Source organism: Pseudomonas alkylphenolica, assembly GCF_004025535.1.
GTDB classification, from domain to species: domain Bacteria; phylum Pseudomonadota; class Gammaproteobacteria; order Pseudomonadales; family Pseudomonadaceae; genus Aquipseudomonas; species Aquipseudomonas alkylphenolica_A.
Genome location: NZ_QJRG01000044.1, coordinates 449473 through 471813 on the forward strand (window position 1 = coordinate 449473; position 22341 = coordinate 471813).

20 protein-coding genes are annotated in these 22341 nt (G+C 59.9%); 12 read left to right on the plus strand and 8 right to left on the minus strand.

All coding sequences use genetic code 11. The features are described from left to right. Positions 1–142 precede the first annotated feature (142 nt). Positions 143–2326 carry a hypothetical protein gene (locus tag DM813_RS14825; protein ID WP_128324139.1) on the minus strand — a complete coding sequence of 728 codons (2184 nt, stop codon included), beginning with the start codon at positions 2324–2326 and terminating at the stop codon, positions 143–145. 199 nt (positions 2327–2525) lie between these two features. Between DM813_RS14825 and DM813_RS14830 the strand changes: the two genes are divergently transcribed. Beyond that, positions 2526–3413 (plus strand): NAD(P)-dependent oxidoreductase, encoded by an 888-nt coding sequence (locus tag DM813_RS14830; protein ID WP_128324140.1) that lies wholly within the window; start codon positions 2526–2528, stop codon positions 3411–3413. On the opposite strand, the gene DM813_RS14835 is transcribed toward DM813_RS14830, so the two are convergent. Both DM813_RS14835 and rapA read right to left on the minus strand, forming a co-directional pair. Next, positions 3313–5589 carry a putative bifunctional diguanylate cyclase/phosphodiesterase gene (locus tag DM813_RS14835; protein ID WP_128324141.1) on the minus strand — a complete coding sequence of 759 codons (2277 nt, stop codon included), beginning with the start codon at positions 5587–5589 and terminating at the stop codon, positions 3313–3315. The two genes, DM813_RS14830 and DM813_RS14835, sit on opposite strands and share 101 nt — an antisense overlap. 241 nt (positions 5590–5830) lie before the next feature. Beyond that, positions 5831–8677, minus strand: a complete 2847-nt coding sequence (rapA, locus tag DM813_RS14840) for an RNA polymerase-associated protein RapA (RefSeq protein ID WP_128324142.1) — start codon at positions 8675–8677, stop codon at positions 5831–5833. A gap of 118 nt (positions 8678–8795) precedes the next feature. On the opposite strand from rapA, the gene DM813_RS14845 reads away from it, so the two are divergent. From DM813_RS14845 to DM813_RS14865, 7 genes are all read left to right on the plus strand, one after another. After that, positions 8796–9482: a M949_RS01915 family surface polysaccharide biosynthesis protein gene (locus tag DM813_RS14845; protein WP_128324143.1), complete on the plus strand. Its 687-nt coding sequence runs from the start codon at positions 8796–8798 to the stop codon at positions 9480–9482. Between the two features lie 93 nt (positions 9483–9575). Beyond that, positions 9576–9902 carry an aspartate-semialdehyde dehydrogenase gene (locus tag DM813_RS14850; protein WP_128324144.1) on the plus strand — a complete coding sequence of 109 codons (327 nt, stop codon included), beginning with the start codon at positions 9576–9578 and terminating at the stop codon, positions 9900–9902. A gap of 78 nt (positions 9903–9980) precedes the next feature. After that, positions 9981–10142 (plus strand): hypothetical protein, encoded by a 162-nt coding sequence (locus tag DM813_RS28460; protein WP_164897251.1) that lies wholly within the window; start codon positions 9981–9983, stop codon positions 10140–10142. Between the two features lie 134 nt (positions 10143–10276). After that, positions 10277–10393: a cytochrome c oxidase subunit CcoM gene (ccoM, locus tag DM813_RS28790; protein WP_277750108.1), complete on the plus strand. Its 117-nt coding sequence runs from the start codon at positions 10277–10279 to the stop codon at positions 10391–10393. Between the two features lie 177 nt (positions 10394–10570). Continuing rightward, entirely contained in the window at positions 10571–12559 is a 1989-nt protein-coding gene (locus DM813_RS14855; RefSeq protein WP_128324145.1) for an FUSC family protein, read from the plus strand. Next, the gene (locus DM813_RS14860; RefSeq protein ID WP_128324146.1) at positions 12546–12752 is read left to right on the plus strand and encodes a DUF1656 domain-containing protein; all 207 of its coding nucleotides are present in this window, start codon (positions 12546–12548) and stop codon (positions 12750–12752) included. Before DM813_RS14855 ends, DM813_RS14860 begins: the two co-directional genes overlap by 14 nt. 11 nt (positions 12753–12763) lie before the next feature. Then, entirely contained in the window at positions 12764–13633 is an 870-nt protein-coding gene (locus DM813_RS14865; protein WP_128324147.1) for an efflux RND transporter periplasmic adaptor subunit, read from the plus strand. On the opposite strand, the gene DM813_RS14870 is transcribed toward DM813_RS14865, so the two are convergent. Further along, positions 13634–14359 carry an SDR family oxidoreductase gene (locus DM813_RS14870; protein WP_128324148.1) on the minus strand — a complete coding sequence of 242 codons (726 nt, stop codon included), beginning with the start codon at positions 14357–14359 and terminating at the stop codon, positions 13634–13636. A 100-nt stretch (positions 14360–14459) separates the two neighbouring features. On the opposite strand from DM813_RS14870, the gene DM813_RS14875 reads away from it, so the two are divergent. After that, entirely contained in the window at positions 14460–15248 is a 789-nt protein-coding gene (locus DM813_RS14875) for a LysR family transcriptional regulator (RefSeq protein WP_128324149.1), read from the plus strand. Here the strand turns inward: DM813_RS14875 and DM813_RS14880 are convergent. Then, the gene (locus DM813_RS14880) at positions 15245–16003 is read right to left on the minus strand and encodes an SDR family NAD(P)-dependent oxidoreductase (protein WP_128324150.1); all 759 of its coding nucleotides are present in this window, start codon (positions 16001–16003) and stop codon (positions 15245–15247) included. The genes DM813_RS14875 and DM813_RS14880 overlap by 4 nt on opposite strands. Before the next feature lie 114 nt (positions 16004–16117). On the opposite strand from DM813_RS14880, the gene DM813_RS14885 reads away from it, so the two are divergent. Further along, on the plus strand, positions 16118–17035 hold the full coding sequence (locus DM813_RS14885) for a LysR family transcriptional regulator (RefSeq protein ID WP_128324151.1): 918 nt from the start codon (positions 16118–16120) through the stop codon (positions 17033–17035). On the opposite strand, the gene DM813_RS14890 is transcribed toward DM813_RS14885, so the two are convergent. Further along, a complete protein-coding gene (locus tag DM813_RS14890; RefSeq protein ID WP_128324152.1) occupies positions 16974–18188 on the minus strand; it encodes a GAF domain-containing sensor histidine kinase in 1215 nt (404 codons plus the stop codon). The two genes, DM813_RS14885 and DM813_RS14890, sit on opposite strands and share 62 nt — an antisense overlap. A gap of 204 nt (positions 18189–18392) precedes the next feature. Between DM813_RS14890 and DM813_RS14895 the strand changes: the two genes are divergently transcribed. Further along, a complete protein-coding gene (locus DM813_RS14895) occupies positions 18393–18716 on the plus strand; it encodes a DUF2025 family protein (protein WP_128324153.1) in 324 nt (107 codons plus the stop codon). Positions 18717–18740: 24 nt separating this feature from the next. Here the strand turns inward: DM813_RS14895 and DM813_RS14900 are convergent, their stop codons facing one another. Then, positions 18741–19808, minus strand: a complete 1068-nt coding sequence (locus DM813_RS14900) for a diguanylate cyclase (protein ID WP_206617392.1) — start codon at positions 19806–19808, stop codon at positions 18741–18743. Positions 19809–19932: 124 nt separating this feature from the next. Here DM813_RS14900 and DM813_RS14905 point away from each other — a divergent pair, with 124 nt between their 5' ends. Then, positions 19933–21033 (plus strand): MBL fold metallo-hydrolase, encoded by a 1101-nt coding sequence (locus DM813_RS14905; protein WP_128324154.1) that lies wholly within the window; start codon positions 19933–19935, stop codon positions 21031–21033. Between the two features lie 12 nt (positions 21034–21045). On the opposite strand, the gene DM813_RS14910 is transcribed toward DM813_RS14905, so the two are convergent. Then, positions 21046–21930 (minus strand): formate/nitrite transporter family protein, encoded by an 885-nt coding sequence (locus tag DM813_RS14910; protein WP_128324155.1) that lies wholly within the window; start codon positions 21928–21930, stop codon positions 21046–21048. Positions 21931–22341 lie beyond the last annotated feature (411 nt).

Below are 22341 nucleotides of genomic sequence, written 5' to 3' on the forward strand. Positions count from 1 at the left end.
AAAACAAGCAGCGAGAAGATTTGGTGCGTGGGATTGTTCAGCGAGGGTGACTGTTGGTAACAGTCGAGTGTGCTTTACGTTAACGGTAACAGTCCTGTGGGAGCGTTTTCTTCGCTCCCACAGGGTGGAAAGCCATCGCAGATCAGTAGTCCACTTTCCCGGTGTGACTGTTCAGCGAGATCACGCGAGTTTTACCGATACGGTGGCGGAAGATTTCGCGCAGGTATTTCACCGCTTTCTTCACGCATTCCCGTGACAGACGAATGTCGTTGATCGAGACAAACTTGCTCTTGTCGTTGATCAGCTCACGGTACTTCTTCTCGTACATCGGCTTGATCGCATACCAGTTGGTGTCGAGGATCTTCGCCGGGTTTTCGAATTCATTGAGCAAGTCATCGATACGCTCTTCATCGAAGGTATCGCTGGTGATGAATTCAAGGATGGCGTTGTCCAGGGTGTCATCGAAACGGTAGGCGTTGCGCGCGAAGCAGCGTTTGATGAACGCCACGATCAGGGTCAGGAAGTCATCCGACAGGCACGGGCTTTTGGCGATCAGGGTGGTGAGCGACAGGTTGGCCGACGCGCCGATTACCAGGGCATAGCGTTTGAGCGTGGTGTTGGGGAACAGGCTGTTGAGGTGGGTCTTGAGCCGGTTCAGGTCCATGTACGAGAGTTTGTAGTCCTTTGGCAACGAGACGATCGACACCACCGACGAACAATTCTTGAAGAAGTGCAGGTCGTGCAGGGCTGCGGCGTCATAGCCCGACGCTTTGTATTGCTCCAACGCTGCGCGGTAGCGCTTGGACTCGATCGGCAGCAGGCTGATCCCTTCGATGGCCTGGGTCACTTTGTTGAAGTGCGGCAGGTCGATGGAGCGGAAGAACAGGTCGTCTATGTTCAGGCGTGGCTGGTCTTTCTCGAACACTTTGAATTTGTCCGAGCTCGGTGACGGCTGTTCCGGTACCACCGATTCCGCATAGGCAATGGCGACAGGGCCGGCCAGGCTCATGAACAGGTCGTTGGCATCCAGGCGGATGGTTTCGCCGATGTCGATACCGGCCCGGCGGAAATAGTTCTGGTCGTAGTCGGTGGTCACCGCCTGGGCAGTCAGAATGTTGAAGATCTGCTGAGAGATGTATTGGTTGGCGTGCTTCTCCATGGCATTGACGTCAATGTTCTGGATGTTGCCGTCATCATTCTCTTCGGCGTAACGCATGATGTCGTTGGAGATCAGCATCATTGCATTCCAGGGGCGGATACGGCCCATGACGCTGGCTTCGCTGCTGTCTTCATTATCGAAGTTGTAGGAGAAGTCCCACTCTTCCGACAGGTATTTGCACAGCAGGCGCCCGGCGTTGATGTGCAATGCTTCGGACATTTCGCTGCGGTGATCGGAAATGTTAGGCAGCACACAGATGCCACTGGTGAAGATGGGCTCGAACACAAACGAGTGCCCGCTCTTGCCGTCATTTTCGTCGGCAGGCTTGGTGTCGAAGGTCTTGTTCATGTACGAGTACTGCTGGGCCAGGCCGAACTCCGAGGCCATGCCCGAACCGGTACCGCCGCCGGCACTGAAAATGTAGAAGTACAGCCGCGACTGGTTGGCTTTGATCCCGCACGAATCAATCAGGTAAGAGTGAATCAGCTTCCAGTCGGCGCTGGAAAACCGATGCGTCTCTTTGTTGAGGATGATCTTGGCCAGGTACTGGCCGAGGATCGGCGCGTTACCGGCGCCGCCGGCATGGACTTCCGAGAGGTCCATGATTTTCATTTTGCTGTAGTCGCGGATGAAACCGCTCTTTTCTCCTTTGCGCGAGAAGCGGATGCGGCCGGCAATGTCCTTGTCCAGGTCACCCAGCATCACCAGCGGTTCGACCAGGAATACTGGCTTGCTGCCTTTGTTCTGGACCAGGCGCAGGTTGTTGCGGATCCAGCGTGCCGGGCTGTAGGTGGGCTCGCTGCCGACACGGTCCTCATTGTTGAATTCGTTGAGGTAGAAGGTCCTGGCGTTGTATACAAGTTCGGCAACATCCAGTGCGATGTTCGAGCCGCAACGGCCGAGGCCGATCAGGCACACCGATGGGAACTGTTGATCGAGGCGCAGCTGGCTTTCATCTTCGACATGCACACTGGGTGGAAACACCAGGTCGCGCAGGCCGTCGAGGTTGTCGAGGATGCGCTGGATATCCGGCTCGGTGAAATACAGGTACTGCTGCGGGTTGAGCGCTCGCGGGCTATAGAAATCCTTGGGCCCTGCAGCGCTGTACGCGGGAGTGGGTGTCGGCAACTCGGAAACCGCGTTGGCAGAAGTAGTCTTGGAGGTCATTTTGCGCCATTTGCCTGGAGGTGGGTGGCTGTTCTAGTGGATATCATAGAGCCATCACTGGATAAGTTTCGCGACTGTATCAGTGCGCATTTGGCGTGAGCGATAGGGGATTGCCCTAGTGCTGTAGGAGTTTTCCTTGCCACGCCTGCAAACTGAATCGTCCAATGTTTCAACTTCTTTAATCTGTCTGGAGCTGTTCATGAGCACTGCACGTCCTTCACTGGGGTTTGCCGGAATCGGTCTGATGGGATTGCCGATGTGTCGGCGCTTGCTGGCGGCGGGGTATGCGCTGACCGTCTGGAACCGATCGCCGGAAAAATGCGACGCGCTGGTGAAGGCTGGCGCCCGGCTGGCACAGACCCCGGCCGAGCTGTGCGCGGAAGCTGATGTGGTGTTGTTGTGCCTGGCCGATACCGCCGTGGTGCGTGAGGTGGTGTTCGGTGCCGAGGGCGTGGCCAAGGGTGCCAAGCCCGGGCAGTTGCTGGTGGACTTCTCCAGCCTGGAGCCGACGGCGACCCGGGAGATGGCTGCTGAGCTTGCTGCCCTCAGTGGCATGGGCTGGCTGGATGCGCCTGTTTCAGGCGGAACACCGGGCGCCGAAGCCGGTACGCTGGCGATCATGGTCGGCGGTGATGCCGCGGACCTTGAGCGTGTGCGCCCGGTGCTGTTGAACCTGGGGCAACGTGTCACCCACATGGGGCCAGTAGGTGCGGGGCAGGTGACCAAGGCTTGCAATCAGATGATCGTGGCCTGCAATGCCCTGGTGATTGCCGAGGTGGTGGCGCTCGCGGAACAGTCAGGCGTCGATGCCAGCTTGATTGCCGAGGCCTTGGCCGGTGGCTTTGCCGACTCCAAACCGCTGCAGATTCTCGCGCCGCAAATGGCCGAAAGCCGCTTCGAACCGGTCAAGTGGCACGTGCGCACCCTGCTCAAGGACCTCGATACAGCAGTCAAGTTCTCTCGCGAGCAGGGTTCGGCCACGCCGCTCAGCGGCCTGGCCGCACAGCTGATGCGCCTGCATGGTAGTCAGGGTTATTTGCAAAAAGATCCGGCGACACTGATTGATTTGTATCGACATAAGGCGTGAAGCAGGCCAAAAACGACTCGTCACGCTGGTCGAGTCGGGAGAGGATCGGACGCAATTCGCCCAGTGGTACCGGGCGGCTGAGCAGGTAGCCCTGGACGAAGTCGCACCCCTGTTGGGCGAGGAACTGGTACTGCTCCATGGTTTCCACACCCTCGGTAATCACCTGCAAGTGCAGGGTGTGGGCCATGATGATGATCGCCTGGACAATCTCCATGTCCTGGCGGCTGCGTGGAACATCCTGAATGAACGAGCGATCGATCTTCAAGGTGTCCAACGGCAGGCGCTTGAGGTAGGCCAGCGATGAGTAGCCGGTGCCAAAGTCATCGATCGACAACGACACGCCCAGGGCGCGAATGTCCTTGAGCAGGCTGATGGTGCTGTGGATGTTGCCCATCAGTGCGTTTTCGGTGACTTCCAGTTCAAGCTGGTGGGCGGCAAGGCCCGCCTGTTGCAGGGCATCGGCAACATCCCGGGCCAGTTCTTCGCAGCCCAGCGTCAACGCCGAGCAATTGACCGTGACCTTCAGGCCGCCGTAACCGTGGCGATTGAGTTGAGCCAGGTCCTGGCAGGCGTGGCGCAGCACCCAGAGGTCAAGGTCGGTGATCAGGCCATTGGCTTCGGCAATGCCGATAAAGCGATCGGGGCTGAGCAAACCGTGCTGGGGATGTTGCCAGCGCACCAGGGCTTCAAGTTTGGCTACCTGACCGGTATGCAGGTCAAAAATGGGTTGGTAGTGGATACGCAGGCCGCGCTCTTCAAGCAGGGCCACGCGCAGTTCTTCCTCGAGCTGCAACTCCAGCGTGGCGCGGGTCTTGAGGCCACTGTTGAAGAAGTTCAGGCTGTTGCGCCCGCTGTCCTTGGACTGGTACAGCGCTAGGTCCGCATTTTTCAGCAGTTCTTCGCAGGTGCGACCGTCATCGGGAAAGATGCTGATACCAATGCTGGTGGTCATGACCATGCGCCGCCCGGCGAGGTCGATGGGCTCTTTCATCTTCTGCATGATGCGTTGCGCCAGATGCCGGGCTTCATCCCGCGTATTCAGGGCAATCAATATGCAGAATTCATCTCCGCCGAAGCGTGACACCACATCCTGGCTGCGGGTAGCGGCTTTGATGTAGCCGGCAATGACTTTGAGCAGCTCGTCGCCGGCATCATGACCAAGGCTGTCGTTGATGCGCTTGAAGTGATCGATATCCAGGAACATCACCGCCAGCATGCCCTCGCTGGTGGCCTGTTCGGCCAGGCGTTCGGCAAACACCTGGTTGAAGCCACGCCGATTGATCAGGTTGGTCAGGGCGTCGTAATGCGCCGCCTGTTGCAGCGACACTCGCGCCTGGTCCAGCTGGCTGAGCAACACATTGACCCGGCGCAGGTCGTGTTCCTTGCTTTGCAGCTTCTGGTCGGACATCGCCGCACTGATGCTACTGGCGCTGATCAGCAGGGTTATCAAAGCGATGGTCAGGCTCAGTTGCAGGCTGTTGTCTGCAGCCGGCAAGGCCATGGTGGCCTCGGGCGGGATGATCAGGGTCATCGCCCACATGCCGGTGAAATGGGTAGCAAAGATGCCACCGGCCATCAACAGGCTGGCCGCGTACTTGAGCAACTGATGGAGCGTGCCGCTGCCATAGCGAAAGTAGCGTGCCAGTATCAACGCCAGCAGGCTGGCGCTGATGGCAATGGCAATCGAGGCGACAAACATGTCCGGGCGATAGAACTGTTGGGCGTTGGAGCGCATTGCTGCCATGCCGATGTAGTGCATGGCAGCAATGCCCAGGCCGATGCAGGTGGCGGCCTGAACAAAGTGACGGGGGCGTAGGTCACGACGCCCGAGGGTGTTCATCGCCAGCCAGCCGGCGAACAGCATGATCACCAGAGACAGGCCCGTCAGGGCAAAGTCGTAGTGGACTTCAATGGGTGCCTGAAACGCCAGCATGCTGATGAAATGCAGGGCCCAGACGCTACCGGCCAGGCAACAGGCCCCCAGCAGCCGCCACTGCCGCTGGGCTACGGGTTCTTCCACATGGTTCAGGCGCTCGGCCATGCTCAGGGTTGCGAAGCTGCCCGCGCCCGCAACCAGCAAGGCAAGCACCACCAGGTAAGGGTTGTAATTGCACTCGAGAATGATCTGTCCGGTAGACGGAAGTTCGGAGAGCATTTGAAGCCCCAGCCACTCCATAGCATTCCTCTTTATCGAGTTCGCACTCGTCCCCCAAACGCCTGCCTGGAGACCGTTCTGCTGGAGTATAGGAAGAGAGCATTAACCCATCCTGATTAATGGCACATTGACTTCTACGATTTGGACATTGAGGTAATAGCGTTGGGTTCTAAAACCCTTGCAATCTTGGAAGCGCAAAAAAAAGCGGCCCTGCAACGCGAAGCTGCAGGGCCGTTTTTATGGCGTCGATGGAAAGTGGTTATCAGCCAGCGACCAGTACCCGAATGGCCTCCAGGCGCAGTGCGGCTTTATCCAGCATCGCCAGGCCTTGCTCGCGTTGCTTGCGCAGCGCTTCGATTTCGCTGTCGCGTACGCTCGGGTTGACGGCTTGCAAGGCCGTCAGGCGCGCCAGCTCTTCGTCGGTCTCGGCGGCCAGGCGACGCTGGGCCTCGGCGACGCGCTCGGCATGACGCGGCATGATCTTGGCTTCACCGCTGTTGATCCGGGGTGTCAGTACATCACGCTGAGCCTGGATGAACTTGTTGGCGCTCGCCTTCGGTACGCTTTCAAGTTGGTCGTTCAGGGTTTCGAACGAGACGCGTGAAGCCAGGTCGTTGCCGTTGGTGTCGAGCAGGCAGCGCAGGGCCGCCGGCGGCAGGTAGCGGCCCAGTTGCAGGGCGCGCGGTGCGACCACTTCGCTGACATACAGCAGTTCAAGCAGCACGGTGCCAGGTTTCAGCGCCTTGTTCTTGATCAGCGCCACCGCGGTGTTGCCCATCGAACCGGACAGCACCAGGTCCATGCCGCCCTGGACCATCGGGTGCTCCCAGGTAATGAACTGCATGTCTTCGCGCGACAGTGCCTGGTTGCGGTCGTAAGTGATGGTCACGCCTTCGTCGTCGCCCAGCGGGAAGCTCGCGTCGAGCATTTTTTCGCTCGGCTTGAGGATCAGTGCGTTTTCCGAATGGTCTTCGCTGTCGATACCGAACGCATCGAACAAGGTTTCCATGTAGATCGGCAAGGTGAACTGATCATCTTGCTCAAGGATCGCTTCGACCAGCGCCTCACCTTCGCCAGCGCCGCCGGAGTTGAGCTCCAGCAAACGGTCGCGACCGGTGTGCAATTCGCTTTCCAGGCGCTCGCGCTCGGCGCGCGCCTCGTCGACCAGGGCTTGCCACTCACCGTCGTCACCGCTTTCGAGCATCGGCAGCAGGCGCGGGCCGAACTGGTGCTGCAGGGCGTTACCGGTCGGGCAGGTAGCCAGGAAGGCGTTCAGAGCCTGGTTGTACCACTGGAACAGACGCTCTTGCGGGCTGTTCTGCAGGTACGGCACATGCAGTTCGATGGTGTGTTTCTGACCGATCCGGTCGAGACGGCCGATACGTTGCTCGAGCAGGTCCGGGTGGGCGGGCAGGTCGAACAGCACCAGGTGGTGGGCAAACTGGAAGTTGCGGCCTTCGCTACCGATTTCCGAGCAGATCAGCACCTGAGCGCCGAATTCTTCGTCGGCGAAGTAAGCGGCGGCGCGGTCGCGCTCCAGGATGCTCATGCCTTCATGGAACACCGTGGCCGGAATACCGGAGCGCACGCGCAGGGCGTCCTCGAGGTCCATGGCGGTTTCGGCGTGGGCGCAGATTACCAGGACCTTGACGCGCTTGAGCATCTTCAGGGTGTCGATCAGCCAGTCGACCCGAGGGTCGAAGCGCCACCAGCGTTCCTCTTCGGCGGTGTCGCCCTGGGACTGGAAGGCAACTTCCGGGTACAGCTCGGCGTGTTCGCCAAGCGGCAGCTCCATGTACTGATCGGGGCTTGGCAGCGGGTAGGGGTGCAAGTTGCGCTCAGGGAAACCCTGGACGGCAGCACGGGTATTACGGAACAGGACACGGCCGGTGCCGTGACGGTCGAGCAGCTCGCGAATCAAGCGTGCGCTTGCCTGGGTGTCGCCGTCGTTGATCGCACCCAGCAGTGCCTCGCCTTCGGCACCGAGGAAACCCTGGATGGTGGCATGTGCCTTGTCCGACAGACGACCTTCGTCAAGCAGCTCCTGGACCGCTTCGGCCACAGGGCGATAGTGCTCGCTCTCGGCACGGAAGGCTGCCAGGTCATGGAAACGGTTCGGGTCGAGCAGGCGCAGGCGCGCGAAGTGGCTGTCCTGGCCCAGTTGCTCAGGCGTCGCCGTCAGCAAGAGCACGCCCGGAATCACCTGAGACAGTTGTTCGACCAGGCCATACTCGGGGCTGACCTGCTCTTCGTGCCAGACCAGGTGATGGGCTTCGTCGACGACCAGCAGGTCCCAGCCCGCAGCGAACAGCGCGTCCTGGGCTTTCTCGTCTTCGGTCAGCCATTCCAGGGCGACCAGCGCCAGCTGGGCATCTTCGAACGGGTTGCTGGCGTCGCTTTCAATGAAGCGCTCGGCGTCGAACAGGGCGACCTGCAGGTTGAAGCGCCGGCGCATCTCTACCAGCCACTGGTGCTGGAGGTTTTCCGGCACCAGGATCAGCACACGGCTGGCGCGCCCCGAGAGCAATTGGCGATGAATCACCAGGCCGGCCTCGATGGTCTTGCCCAGGCCCACTTCGTCGGCCAGCAATACTCGCGGGGCAATACGGTCGGCGACTTCACGGGCAATATGCAACTGGTGAGCGATCGGCTGGGCACGGGTGCCGCCCAAGCCCCACAGCGAGGACTGCAACTGGCGGCTGGTGTGCTCGAGGGTGTTGTAGCGCAGCGAGAACCACGGCAGCGGGTCGATTTGCCCGGCGAACAGACGGTCGCTGGCCAGGCGGAACTGGATAAAGTTCGACAGCTGGGTTTCCGGCAGGGTACGGGCCTGGTTCTGCCCGTCGAGGCCGTGATAGACCAGAAGGCCGTCAACGTCGTCTACTTCGCGTACGGTCAGTTTCCAGCCTTCGAAATGGGTGATCTGGTCGCCGGGCGAGAAACGCACGCGGGTCAGGGGCGCATTGCGCAGGGAGTACTGGCGAGTGTCGCCAGTGGCCGGGTAGAGCACGGTCAACAAGCGGCCGTCCTGTGCCAGAACGGTCCCTAGACCCAGCTCGGCCTCGCTGTCGCTGATCCAGCGTTGCCCCGGTTGATACTGCTGCGCCATACTGCCTGACTCCCGCCTTGAAAAGCCGACTATCTTAACGGATAGGACTGTGCAGACCAAAGAGTCTAGCAATTTCAGCGAAGAAAACCGCTGTCGCCAGTGAGGGGCCTGAACATTCATGCGTCTACAAGCATTGTGGTTACCCCGATGGCTGCTCGTGGGCAGCGTGTTGCTGCTGGGGGCGTGCGACAAGCCTGGTTTTGAACTGCTGGCGCCACTGCCCGCCGCACAACTTGATGCCCTGGGAATCGCTACTGCGGTACAGACCGTGCACTTTCGTGACCGCGAGGGCGAAGGTTTGCTGGTGCTCAGCCGTGGCGATGATCAGGTGCGTGACGAGGACGCCGGTCAGGACCTCGACCGGGTGATCCTCACGGCCACGCTGTATGGACGAAGCGCCGAGAGTGACGCGCTCAAAGTGCGCTGGACATTCGAGGATGAAACCGACTGCGCCGGCCTGGACCTGGACGTTGGTTTTTATACCGATGTCAGCGGTGCCAGCGATCTGAACAACGATGGCGTGGCGGAGCTGACCGTCGCCAGTCACGCTTTTTGTGGGGGCGGAATCGATCCGCACGCGTTGCGTGTGGAAGTGCGTGAGGGGCAGGCCAGCTATGCCATCGTCGGTCAATCCCTGATTACCCCGCCGGGAGAGTCGCCCTATGGTGGTGAGCGTGAAGACAACCCTTCACTGGCATCGGCGCCCGCGGTATTGCGCGATCACCTCAACGCGGTGTGGAACAGCATCCTCACCCGGCCTTGGAGCGAGATCGCGCCGGCACCGGATGACAGCGACGAACCCTAGGGAAGGCTACACTCCAGGTGCCCACCTATTATTCGTTTCAGGCTAAAGGCTGGCGCTGGCTAGCCGACACACTGGCGACAGGAGACCGACCCCATGCTGCCGCCCCTCATTCCGCTCAGTGCTGCCCCCGTGACATCGCAACTGGACCCGGTCAAGCCGACACCCGACATCAAACCGGTGGTGCCGACGCAGCCGGCGTCCAGTGAAGGGGCCATCGACCTGAAACACCGTGATCCGGAACAACCGGCACTGTTGCTGCGCGAAGAACAGCGTCGCCAGCAGCGCAACCGGTCGCACAAAGGTGACGACCTCTACCAGCCCATGCCGGGGGATGAAGTCAACGCTGACAACACCGTGCCGGTGGCTCCCTTGATGGGTGAACAGCCACGCCAGGGGCTGTTGGTGGACATCGAAGTCTGAACATTGGGCCACTGACTGGTCAGCGACCGCAACTGCCTTCATTATTGCAGGATCGCAGCCCGCTTCCCGAGCCAGACAATGAGCCAAGATGACAACCTGATCGACTTCGACGCCGAGCGCGCACGACGCATTCATGACATCAAAGAGAAACGCCTGAACGAAGTACGCCAGGCGTTCGAGCAAGCCATGCCACTGGGCAAGGCCAAGAAAAAGCCCAAGGGCAAACCCAAGAAGCGTTGAAAACTTGATGCAGGTCAACCCTGCACCCGCCTCGCGCGCCCGGACCAGGGCGCCATTGATCTCGGTCAATTTTTATCCTCCGGCCTTTCGCTACCTTGAGCACATCAGACGGGGTCAGGCGAAAGGAGGTCGGCATGTTCTTCGATAATGTGGTTATCGCTGGAGTCATCACAGTCAGCCTGATGCTGCTGTTTTTCGTCGGATTCGGAATTTTTATCTGGAAGGACTCGAACAAGCGCAAACAGCGCTGATTCTTCCGGTACATGAGCACGCAAGGCATTTAGGGCGACTTCGGTCGCCCATTTTTTTGTCCGCAAGAAAACCTTCGTCTTACTGGACTTTTATTAGTTAGCTAGCTAATAATCTGTTTCCAATCCTTTCACACAGCCCTGTCTATCTTTACAACACAGCCCGTCAAGGTTCGACCCGTGCCCATTACGTTGCAGGCGCTGTTTGCGCCGAACAAGCTCGCCGTGCAATTTGCCATCAAGACCCTGCTGGGCGGTGGTCTGGCTCTGTGGCTGGCATTGCGGTGGGGGCTTGAGCAACCGGCCTGGGCTCTGATGACGGCATTCATCGTGGCTCAACCGCTTTCCGGCATGGTCCTGCAAAAGGGCCTGGCGCGTTTGCTCGGGACCCTGGTGGGCACGGTCATGTCGGTAGTGTTCATGGGCATGTTTGCCCAGACGCCCTGGCTGTTCCTGCTGGCCCTGGCGCTGTGGCTGGCGTTGTGTACCGCCTGCTCGACACTGTTGCGCAGCGCTTGGGCGTACTCGTTCGTGCTGGCCGGTTACACCGTTGCAATCATCGCATTGCCGGCCGTCGATCACCCCTTGCTGGTGTTTGACCAGGCGGTAGCGCGCTGTACCGAGATCTGCCTGGGGATTGTCTGCGCCACGGCAACCAGTGCCTTGCTCTGGCCCATGCGGGTCGAGCAACAGTTGGGCGGGCAGGCGCGTCAGGCCTGGAGCAGTGGCCTGCAGGCCGCCAGTGCGACACTGACCGGTGAGCAGCAGGCACGCAAAGGCTTGCTGGAGATCCTTGGGCGCATAGTGGCGGTAGACGCACAACGCGAACATGCCTGGTTCGAAGGCAGCCTTGGTCGCCAGCGGGCTCGTGCCATTCGCGGTTTGAGCCAGAAGCTGCTGATCCTGTTGCGTATCGCCCGCTCGGTCCGGCGTCAGTGGCAACAACTGGACGAGGCGCAGACCCGCCATCTGCAACCCTGGCTCGATGAGGTCCAGGCAGCCCTGGCCACGCCTGACCAGGCGAGCCTGTTGCTATTGCGCCAGCGGGTGTGGGATGCGGCGCACGATGAACACATCAGTACGGCCGAACACTACTGTCTGGCCCGCCTGACTTTGTTACTGGATAACGCCATGGCCGCGACCCTGGCTTTGCGTGCAGTGGAGGAGGGCACTGCACTGGCCGATGTACCCGACAGCCTGGCGGTGCACCGAGACGTACCGTTGGCCCTGTTGTTCGGCTCGCGTAGCGCGCTGGCCTTTCTGGCCATGGCCGGTTTCTGGTTGGCTACCGGCTGGATTTCGGCCCCCGGTGGGCTGGTGCTGACCTGCGTGGTCTGCAGCCTGTTTGCCAGTCGTGAAAACGGCGCGCAAATCGGCTTGAGTTTTTTGCGCGGCATTTTACTGGCCCTGCCAGTGGCCTTTGTTGTCGGGCAGATTCTGCTGCCGGAGTGGAGCGGTTTCCCCATGCTGTGCATGGCCTTGGGTGTACCGCTTTTCTTCGGGGCACTGGGCATGGCCAATCCGAGGATCGGCGCTACGGCGACTTCCTATTGCCTGCATTTTATTGTGTTGGTGGCACCGCTGAACGCCATGCACTTTCAGGTCGCGACCTTCCTCAATAGCGCTCAGGCCATGCTGATCGGGGTGGGCGCGGCGGTGCTGGCGTTCAAGTTGTTGGTGCTGCGTAACCCCGCCTGGCATGGGCGGCGCCTGCGTGCAGCCACCCAAAGTGATCTGGTGCGCTTGACGCGACGAGACCTGCGCGGTGCCGACACCTGGTTTGGTGGTCGTATGGCCGACCGCCTGCTGCAACTGGCGCGCCACTACGCGGCGCTGTCCGAGCAGGAGCGCACGCGCTGGGACGACGGTGTACATGGTCTGGATATCGGCGATGAGCTGTTGCACCTGCGTCACTGCCTGGCAATAGCGCGAGCGCCGCTGGACAGCGCCGAACGCGCCTACCTGCAGCAACTGGAAAGTGTATTGGCGCGGGGTCCGGCGCCTGGCAGGAGCGATCGCCTGGATGCTGCCAGCGAACAATTTATCGAGGCTATACAGCGTCAACCGGCCAGCGACCCGCTGCGCCTGGCCATCGGGGCGGTGCTGCAATTGCAGCGCAGCTGGGGTAAGTGGTGCCGTCGGCAGGAGGAAATCCATGGGCTTGCGTGAGTGGGCGCTGGGCGGTGTATTGCTCAGCCCGTTTCTGGTTTATGTGGTGCTGGCGCTGGGACTGACCGCTGCCGTGCACCTGTTGTTGCACCTGACCCCCTTGGGTCGATGGATCTGGCACAAAGCCTTGTTCGATTGTGCACTGTTCATTTGTGTACTGACCCTGGTAACGCTTTGGCTGGGGCCTTTGTAAGGAGTTGAATCATGCGTGCACTGGTACGTATCGCCGTTACCCTGTGTCTGGTGGTAGTGGCCATTTTTGCCGGCTGGAAGCTGTGGCAGTACTACATGCTCACGCCCTGGACCCGCGATGCGAAAATCCGCGCCGATGTGGTGATCATTGCTCCAGACGTGTCCGGCTGGGTGCGAGAACTCAAGGTGCGTGACAATCAGCAGGTCAAGGCCGGCGAGCTGTTGATGTCGATCGATCGGGATCGTTTTGAAGCCGCACTCGAGCAAGCCAGCGCAGTGGCTGAAACCCGTCAGCATCAATTGCGCCTGCGTGAGCATGAAGCCTCCCGGCGGGCCGCACTGGGGCCGCAGGCGATCAGTGCCGAACTGCGCGAAAATGCCCAGATCAATGCGGCAGTCGCCCGGGGTGAACTGCGCGAGGCCCAGGCGCAGGTCAAGGTGGCGGCGATTAACCTGGCCCGTAGCCAGGTCAAGGCGCCGCGCGACGGTCACATCACCAACCTGCGGTTGGCCGAGGGCAACTATGTCAATGCCGGGCAGCCGGTCATGGCCCTGATCGATGACGCGACCTTTTATGTGCAGGCCTATTTCGAAGAAACCAAGCTGCCACGCATTCGTGTCGGTGACTCGGTCAAGGTCTGGTTGATGAGCGCTGGCGAGCCCATGCAGGGCCATGTCGAGAGCATCAGCCGCGGCATCACCGACAGCAATACCAACCCCGACAGCCAGTTGCTTGCCGAAGTCGAACCGACCTTCAACTGGGTGCGCCTGGCCCAACGCATTCCGGTGCGGATCAAGTTGGACCAGTTGCCCGACGGCATGACCCTGAGCGCGGGCATGACCGCCAGTGTGCAGGTGCACGAAGACACCCTGCAACGCTGATCATTGCTGTTGGCGAGTCGCGGCCAGAACGATTTCGCGAATGCACACGTGTTGCGGCTGCTGATACGCGTAGGCAATGGCCGCTGCCACATCGTCGGCGCTGAGCACCTGGCCACCCATGTCGGCTTTCCAGGCCTGGTAGCCTTCTTTGATGCTGGCGTCGGTGGTATGCCCTAACAATTCGGTTTCCACGGCGCCCGGGGCGATCGTCACCACCCGCACATTGTGCGGCGCGACTTCTTCGCGCAGGTTTTCGGAAATCCCGTGCACGGCGAATTTGGTACCGACGTAGGCGACATGGCTGGGGAATGTCTTGCGCCCGGCCACAGAGCTTATGTTGATGATCGTGCCATGGCGGCGCTCAATCATCCCGCCCACCAATGCATGAATACCGTTAAGCAGTCCTTTGACGTTGACGTCGAGCATCTGCTCCCACTGGGCGGGGTCCTGTTCGTGCATTTGCCCCAACAGCATCACTCCAGCGTTGTTGACCAAAGCATCTGCCGGGCCGTAGAGCGCTTCGGCTTCTTTCACCGCCGCAACGAAACCTTCGCGGTCGCTGACATCCACCGCACGTGTCATGCAGTCGGGCAGCGCCAGTGCCTGCATCCGCTCCAGGCGCCGGGCCAGCAGCAACAACGGGTGGCCTGCTTGCGAGAACAGACGTGCCGTGGCTTCGCCAATCCCTGAACTGGCACCGGTGATAATGATCAGTGGTTTGCGCATGTTAATCTCCAAGGCATAATCGATTTGAATGGCTTGAGTGTATTGGCTCGGGTTTTCGTTGAAAAACGGCTTATTTCTCTGGATGGCATCGGAAATACCTATGGATATCCGTCACCTGAAAGCGTTTCTCGCCGTGTTCGAGGAACGCAACATCACCTTGGCAGCGCAACGCCTGTGCGTCGCACAACCGACGTTGTCGGTGACCATCCGCCAGCTTGAAGACGAACTGGGCGTGGCGTTGTTTCTGCGCCAGGCGCGTGGCGTCGAGGTCAGCGAGCAGGCCCGGCAGCTGTACCCGCAAGCGCAGCGCATGGTGGCAGAGGCACAGGCCCTGAGCCGGCGCTTTCGCGAGGGGCAGGACCGGTTGCCGCTGCAACTGGGGGTTGAGGCGGATATTGCTTGCGCCCAGGTCGAGGCGTTTGTGCGCCTGGCCCGTCAGGCCGTTCCTGTCATTCAGCTGACGTTGCTCGATGGCTGCGTGGGCGATGCCCGGCTGGGTGTCGAGGCGCTGTGTTGCGAGGATGAACTGTTTCTGGCCTTGTGGGAGGAGCCTTTTGTGCTGGCCATGGCCAGTGGCAGCCAACAGGTCGAGCAGTGGGTCACCTGCCCACAGCATTTTTCTCATCAGCGCCTGCTCGGCTTTTACGGCAACGCCGAGCAAGTCGGCCATGCCGGCTCCTTGCAGCAGGCCGTACCGATGGTGGCGGCCGGATTGGGCGCCGCGTTGTTGCCGCAATCGCTGGTCGAGCGCCATCCCGGCATCCATTGGCGGCCTTGGCAAGACTCCATGCTGACTCGACGGGTGGGCCTGTGCTTTGCCGCCCAGGCGCTGGGGTTGCCGGTCCTCAAACAATTGCATCATGCCCTCGGCGGTGCGCAGTCCGATTAAAGGAACATACCGCCGGACACTTCCACACGCTGGCCGGTGATCCAGTCACCACCATCGCTCAGCAGCAAAGCAACGGCTGCACCGATGTCGTCCGGCAGCCCTACGCGCCCCAGCGCGGTGTTGCTGGCGATAAAGTCGTTCACATCGGCATTGTCACGCACTACACCACCGCCAAAATCGGTTTCGATGGCACCCGGGGCGAGAATGTTGACGCGAATACCACGCGCGCCCAACTCCTTGGCCTGATAACGGGTCAATACTTCCATGGCCCCTTTCATGGCGGCATACGCAGCGTAGCCGGGCAGGGCGAAGCGGGTCAGGCCGGTGGAGATGTTGACGATCCGGCCGTGGTCGGCAATCAGTGGCAGCAAGCGCTGGGTCAGAAAGAACGGGCCCTTGAGCTGGATATTGCACAGTTGATCGAACTGCACTTCGCTGGTTTCACTGAACGGCGCGTTAATACCAATGCCGGCGTTGTTCACCAGAAAATTCAGTTGCTCACGGCCAAACACCGACTTCAGGGTGTGGCGTAGCTGCGTGGCGAAGTCTTCGAAGCGGGTACTGTTACTGACGTCTAGTTGCAGCATCGCGGCGCGCACGCCTCTTTTCTCCAGCTCCTGCACCAGTGTCTGAGCTTCCTGGGCCTTGCTGTTGAACGTTCCGATGATGTCGACGCCCTGCGCTGCCAGGTGCAGGGCGGTGTTCTTACCCAGGCCGCGGCTGGCGCCTGTGATCAATGCAATTTTCCGGTTCATGCGCTGTACCTCGGGAGAAGAGTCGAGGAAAGTCTATTGGTCGGCTGTTTGCTGATAAATCCACGGATATCGGAAATACTGGTCTGTGTAAACGAACAATAGAGCCTGCCTGCCATGAACAAGCTGGAGTTGCTGCGGACTTTTGTCCGGGTCAGCGAACTGTCGAGTTTTACCCTGGCCGGGGAGCACCTGGGGCTGCCGCGTTCGACGGTGTCCGAACAGGTTCGGGCCTTGGAGACCTTGCTCGGTACACGCTTGCTCAATCGCACTACGCGGCGGGTCCAAGCGACTCAGGACGGCTTGCACTTGTACGAGCGTAGCAAAGACCTGTTGTCGCGCATGGATGAGATCGAAGGCCTGTTCCACAGCGAGAAAGCTACGCTCAAGGGGCGCTTGCGCATCGATCTGCCGACCTTGATGGCGCGGCGCGTCATTCTGCCCAACCTGCCACAGTTCATGGACCGTCACCCCGAGGTCGAGCTGGAAATCAGCTGTACAGACCGTCAGGTCGACCTGTTGCGCGAGGGATTTGACTGCGTGCTGCGTATCGGCACCCTCAGCGACCTGGACTTGATTGCCCGTCCACTGGGGGCGCTGAGCCAGATCAATTGCGCCAGCCCGCGCTACCTGGCGCGGTATGGTGTGCCAAAGACGCTGGCAGACCTGCATCAGCACCAATTGATTCACTATGTGAAAACCCTGGGGAGCCGCAGCCCGGGATTCGAGTACCTGCTGGAGGGGACGCTGCAGCTTCAACCGATGGCCGGTGCCGTTACCGTCAACAGTACCGAAGCCTACGAGAGTGCCTGCGTTGCCGGCCTGGGTTTGATTCAGGCGCCAGCGGCAGGGTTGCAAGGTTACCTGCAACGGGGCGAGCTGGTGCCCCTGCTGGACGAGTTTGTTCCTGCGCCACTGCCGGTGTCATTGCTGTATGCCAGGCAACAACACATCCCGCCGCGACTGCGCGCGTTCATGGAGTGGTTGGCGGGTTTGCTTGAGCCTCGTCTGGATCCAGCGGCAAGCGGAAACTGAACAGTGTCCCGGCCTCCTGGCTGGAAATCACCTCCATGCGCCCGCCGTGGGCCTGGGCAATCTGGTTGGCGATGTACAGGCCCAGCCCCAGGCCGGACCGCACGGCATCATTGAGGGGGTGGGCGAAGGGTTGAAACAGCTGCGCCAGCACCTGGGGTGCAATCGGTTCGCCGAAATTATGCACCCCGAGCACGAAAGCCTGGTCACGGATCTGGGCGCTGACATCCACTGGTTGGTCCTGGGCACCGTGGGTCAGGGCATTGGCAATCAGATTGGACAGCAACTGGGTGACCCGCTCGCGGTCGCAATGTACCCGGCTAAGGTCGCCGATATGCAGGTTGATCTGCCGTTGCGGGTAAACGCGCTGCAGTTCCGAAGCAACATGCCTGAGGGCATCGCCCAGATCCGGGCAGGGCTGGATGTTGACGGTCATGCCATTGCCCAGGCGCCCGCGGGCAAAATCCAGGATATCGCGTACCAGGTTGGTAGCGCGCCGGCCGCAGGTGAGGATATGCAAGGCAATGGTGCGGCTTTTTTCCTCCTGCAGGCGTTGGGCAAGCAGCTCGGCGCCGGCGGTAATTGCAAACAGCGGATTGCGCAGGTCATGACCCAGCACGGCAATGAATTGCTCACGCAACTCGGCCATGGCCCGTTCCTTTTGCAGGGCCTGCTCGGTTTCCTGGGCCGTTTCCTCACTCTCGATCTGAATCGACAGCAAACGTGCGAACGACTCCATCATCGGCTGAATGGCGCTGCCCTTGAGGGCGGCAGGCAGTGGGTCAAGGGCACAGATGGTGCCGAAAAAGCTGCCATCGGTGCGAAATACAGGCACCGAAATGTAGCTTTCAAATTTGTAGATGCGCGGAGTGTGGTGGTTGCAATACAGCGCGTCTTCGCTGGCTTTGTCGATCACGATGGTCTGGTGAGTGCCGCGAATTTCGTGACACAGGGTCGTGTTCAAGTCCAGTTCATCACCGACTGCCAGGCCAAAACCCAGGGTGTCCAGAACGGCGCAGGTGGTCCAGCTGTTATCGGTGACCCGCGCCACGGCGGCAAAGCGCATGCCGGTGGATTCACAGATCACCTGCAAAATGGCCGGCACGGCGTTGATTCGGCCGATGATGGCGATGTCTGAGGTAATAGCCTTGATCATGAATCATCCACGGTGGCTGGTGGTATGAAGGGCGTGTCGGTTAAGTCTAGCGAGCCAGCCTCAATCAGGTGACAAATCCGTACCCTGCGGCGATGTTTTTCCATTAGTCTGAGCCTTGAGTCATTCCGCCAGAGAGTGACCCTCTTGCCCAGCGTGCCAATCCCTTTCGTCCTGCATCCCTTGGATGTTTCAGTGAGGTTTGACATGCACATCACATCACAGGATATCTGTGCCGCCGCCGACCAGCTCAAGGGCTTCGTTGGTTTTCACCGCAAACTTGGCAAGCATATCGTACGTTTTAGCGAAGATTCCTTCGGTATGGACGTGGCCGATGACAGCATCACCCCCAGTAGCGAGTTTGTCTGGCAAGCGGGGGAGGGCGACGTCATGACCTTGAGCCGCGGGCTCATCGACATCCTGCTGTTACAGAACGTTGATGAACGGCTGAATATCACCGAGCCATTGCGGGTTTACCTGCGTCGGCGTGATTTGCCGGAAATAGCTGCGCAGCGGAGCTTGCGGGTGTAAGCGCAGGCTTGTGGTGCAGCGGCTTCAGGCCAGGTTGAGTGCTGGCATATCCATCTGCGCGAAGCTGACCTGATTGCGCCCACTGTTTTTTGCGCCATACAGTGCTTTGTCGGCTTCCTTGAGCCAGGATTCGGCGTCAGCCAGGTCCTGGCGGCAACTGGCCAGGCCAATGCTCAGGCTGACCCGCAGTTCCGGCAATTGTGGATTTCGGTAGCTGCCGACACGTTCGCGCAGGCGTTCCATGACCAGATGGGCTTGCTCCAGGCTGGTATTGGGCAGGATCAGGCAGAACTCGTCGCCACCGTAACGACCGGCGAGGTCATCTTCACGCAGGCTATGCTTGAGCTCGCTGCTAAGTTGGCTCAATACACAGTCGCCGACCACGTGACCAAAGGTGTCATTGATGGTCTTGAAGTGATCGATGTCGATAATCGCGATCACCGCCTGGCACTGCTGTTGCTGACAGATCTGGAACTTGAGCTGCAACAGGTCCTTCCACGAGCCGTGATTCAACAGTCCGGTCAGGCTGTCGGTACGGCTAAGGGCGCTGAGGCGGCGTTTGTGTTCGGACAGTTTCATCGCCAGCCGGTAGCAAACCCAGCCCAAGGCCATAGGGTAGAGGGTCAGCATCGGCAGACAGGCGTAGACCTGCAGAGGCGTGGCCTGCAACTGCAGGTGGGCACCGAATACTGCAATCGACAGGCCGGCGCCTACAACTTGTGCCAGCAGCCCCTTCAGAAACAGGCGCTGACCACCGGCGGCAAAGTTGTTCATCGCCATCATGGCCAGGATGGTGACGCTGGGCAGGGGGTTAAACTGTACCGTGGCGGTCCAGAAACCACCCATCAGCGAATCGAGTAGCAGGTTGCGGTATTCGGCGTGATAGGGCGTTTTGGCGTGACGGGCCAATAGAAAGGCCATGTGTGGCCAGACCAACCCGTTGAACAACAAAAGCCCCCACACCCACGGCGCCATGTCCAGCGTCGAAATGCCGGCCATAACGCTGAGCATGCCGATACCCAGGCCGACAATGCGCGGCGGGTATATCCTCCTGACAAATGAAAGTCCCTTGCCGCTGCTGTTATCCATCATGCGTACTGGTCTGTTCCGGGTCGCCGTTTATCGCATAAAGCGTGTGAATATTGTTGAACAATCGCAGGCTGTTGAAAAATGGCCTTACAAGCCATTTCACGGTTGATGCAAACATCGGGGTAGCATGAAACTTGCCCTTATCCTTGGAGTGCTTCTAGTGATGGCCCCTATAACCCCAGAGGCCGGCGAACCGGCTCCGCTTCAGGATGGGCGTTTTCACAACCAATACCCGATGCCGCAAGACAGCGTGTGGAAGAAGCTGCGCATCGGATTCAAGTTCCTGTTCCTTGGCAAGCCGCCTGGCACCCGGCCTGAGGTTGAGATCCCGGTGCAACGCCTGAGTCGCGTGCAGTTGCTCGAGGCGCCGGATCGTAGCCTGTGGCGGCTTGGGCACTCTACGGTTCTGCTGAAGTTGCGCGAGCGCTTTTTCATCACCGACCCGGTGTTCGCCGAACGCGCCTCGCCGGTGCAATGGGCAGGGCCCCAGCGCTTTCACCAGCCACCGCTGGACCTTGAAGAGCTGCCGCCGCTGACCGCAGTGATCCTTTCTCACGATCATTATGATCACCTCGATGAACAGGCAATACGCCAACTGGTTAACAAGGCCGAGCACTTTCTTGCGCCCAAGGGCGTGGGTGACCTGTTGATCGAGTGGGGCGTGCCGTCGGGCAAGGTACGCCAGCTCGATTGGTGGCAAGAGACCGAGGTTGCCGGTATACGCTTTGTCGCCACACCCGCGCAGCATTTCTCCGGCCGTGGCTTGTTCGACAGCAACAGCAGGCTGTGGGCGTCCTGGGCGATCCTGGATGAAAACCTGCGGCTGTTCTTCAGTGGCGACACGGGGTACTTCGACGGCTTCAAGCAAATTGGCGAGCAGTACGGCCCGTTTGATGTGACGCTGATCGAAACCGGTGCCTACAACCTTGAGTGGCCCAATGTCCATATGCAGCCCGAGCAAAGCCTGCAGGCCCACAAGGATCTGCGCGGTCGTTGGCTGTTACCCATTCATAACGGTACGTTCGACCTTTCAGTGCATAGCTGGCATGAACCCTTTGATCGGATTCTGGTCTTGGCCAATGCTGCCCAGGTGCCGCTGAGTACGCCGCAGATGGGCGAGCGGGTCAGCCTTGAGCAGCCCCACAACGGCCCGGCCTGGTGGCTGCCGAAACCGTCACGCCAGCTGCATAGCGCGGGCGAGCGGGTGATGGCTATGAAAGACCTGTGACGACGTCTTCTATTAAGAAGTGCCGTTATGCGGTGGCTCCTTGTGCTGTTCAGGCGCTGGGGCAGGGGGCTTGCCGCTGTCACTTCGAATTTGAGCATGGCTGATCAGGGCAAAGATAAAGCTGCCGCCAATGATGTTGCCAATCAGGGTAGGCGCGGCGAAGTCCATCCAGAACACCGGCCAGCTGACCTCGCCTGCCCATACCAGGTAGGACACCTCCACGGAACCGACGACGATATGGGTAAAGTCGCCCAAGGCCATCAGGTACGTGATCATCAGGATGATCCAGATCTTGGCGTGCTCCATGGAGGGAATCATCCAGACCATGGTTGCGATCATCCAGCCCGAGATGATGCCTTTGGCGAACATCTGGCTCAGGTCGTTCTCCATGACCTTGCGGCCAACATCGAGAAAGGCTTCGTCGGTCTTGCTGTCGAAAATTGGCAGGTTGAGCATTACATAAGAAACCAGCACGGTACCGGCCAGATTGCCGAGCAAAACCACTGACCACAAGCGCAGCAGTCGACCCAGGTTGCGCAGCGTGGGTTCGGTCATCACTGGCAGCACAGCAGTGAGGGTGTTTTCGGTAAACAGTTGCTGGCGAGCGAGGATCACCGCGAGAAAGCCGGCGGAGTAGCCCAGGCTCGCGATCACCTGAGCGCTGTCACCCTCCAGTCGCGCATAGAACAACCCCATCGCCATCATCGACAGACCCATGCTCAGCCCGGCGGCCAATGCCGACCACCAGAGCGCCGCCAGCGTGCGCTCCAGCTCCTGGTCGCCCTGGGCACGAATGATCTCGTGCAGCACTGCGGCGCGGGGCGGCTGGTTCTGACTGACTTCCTGCTCTTCGTCCGCTGACAGGCCTGGGGTTTTGCTGCTTTGTGATTCGCTCATGGTTATGGCTCACAGGGGGTGCCTTTACTACAGAGCCGTGCCGAGGCCGATTAGTTGCCTGTTGCACCGTTTATATGGGGGGAAGGTACAAAGTTGAAATAAGTGCTTGACGCCCCTGCAGATCTCTCTATAATTCGCCCCACTTCCGGCGCAGTCGGAACGGAAAACTCCTTAAGCTTCAATGAGTTAGATGTTCCAGGTAGTACCGGAGGGGCTTCGATCGAAAGATCGGTAGCGGTGAAAAAGGTGGTTGACAGCGGATTGAAACGCTGTAGAATTCGCCTCCCGCTGACGAGAGATCGCAGCGAGTTAAGCGGTTGAAGTTGAAAGAGAAATTCTGAAAAACTTCAAAATAAACGCTTGACAGACACTGAGGAAAGCGTAGAATGCGCGCCTCGGTTGAAGCGAAAG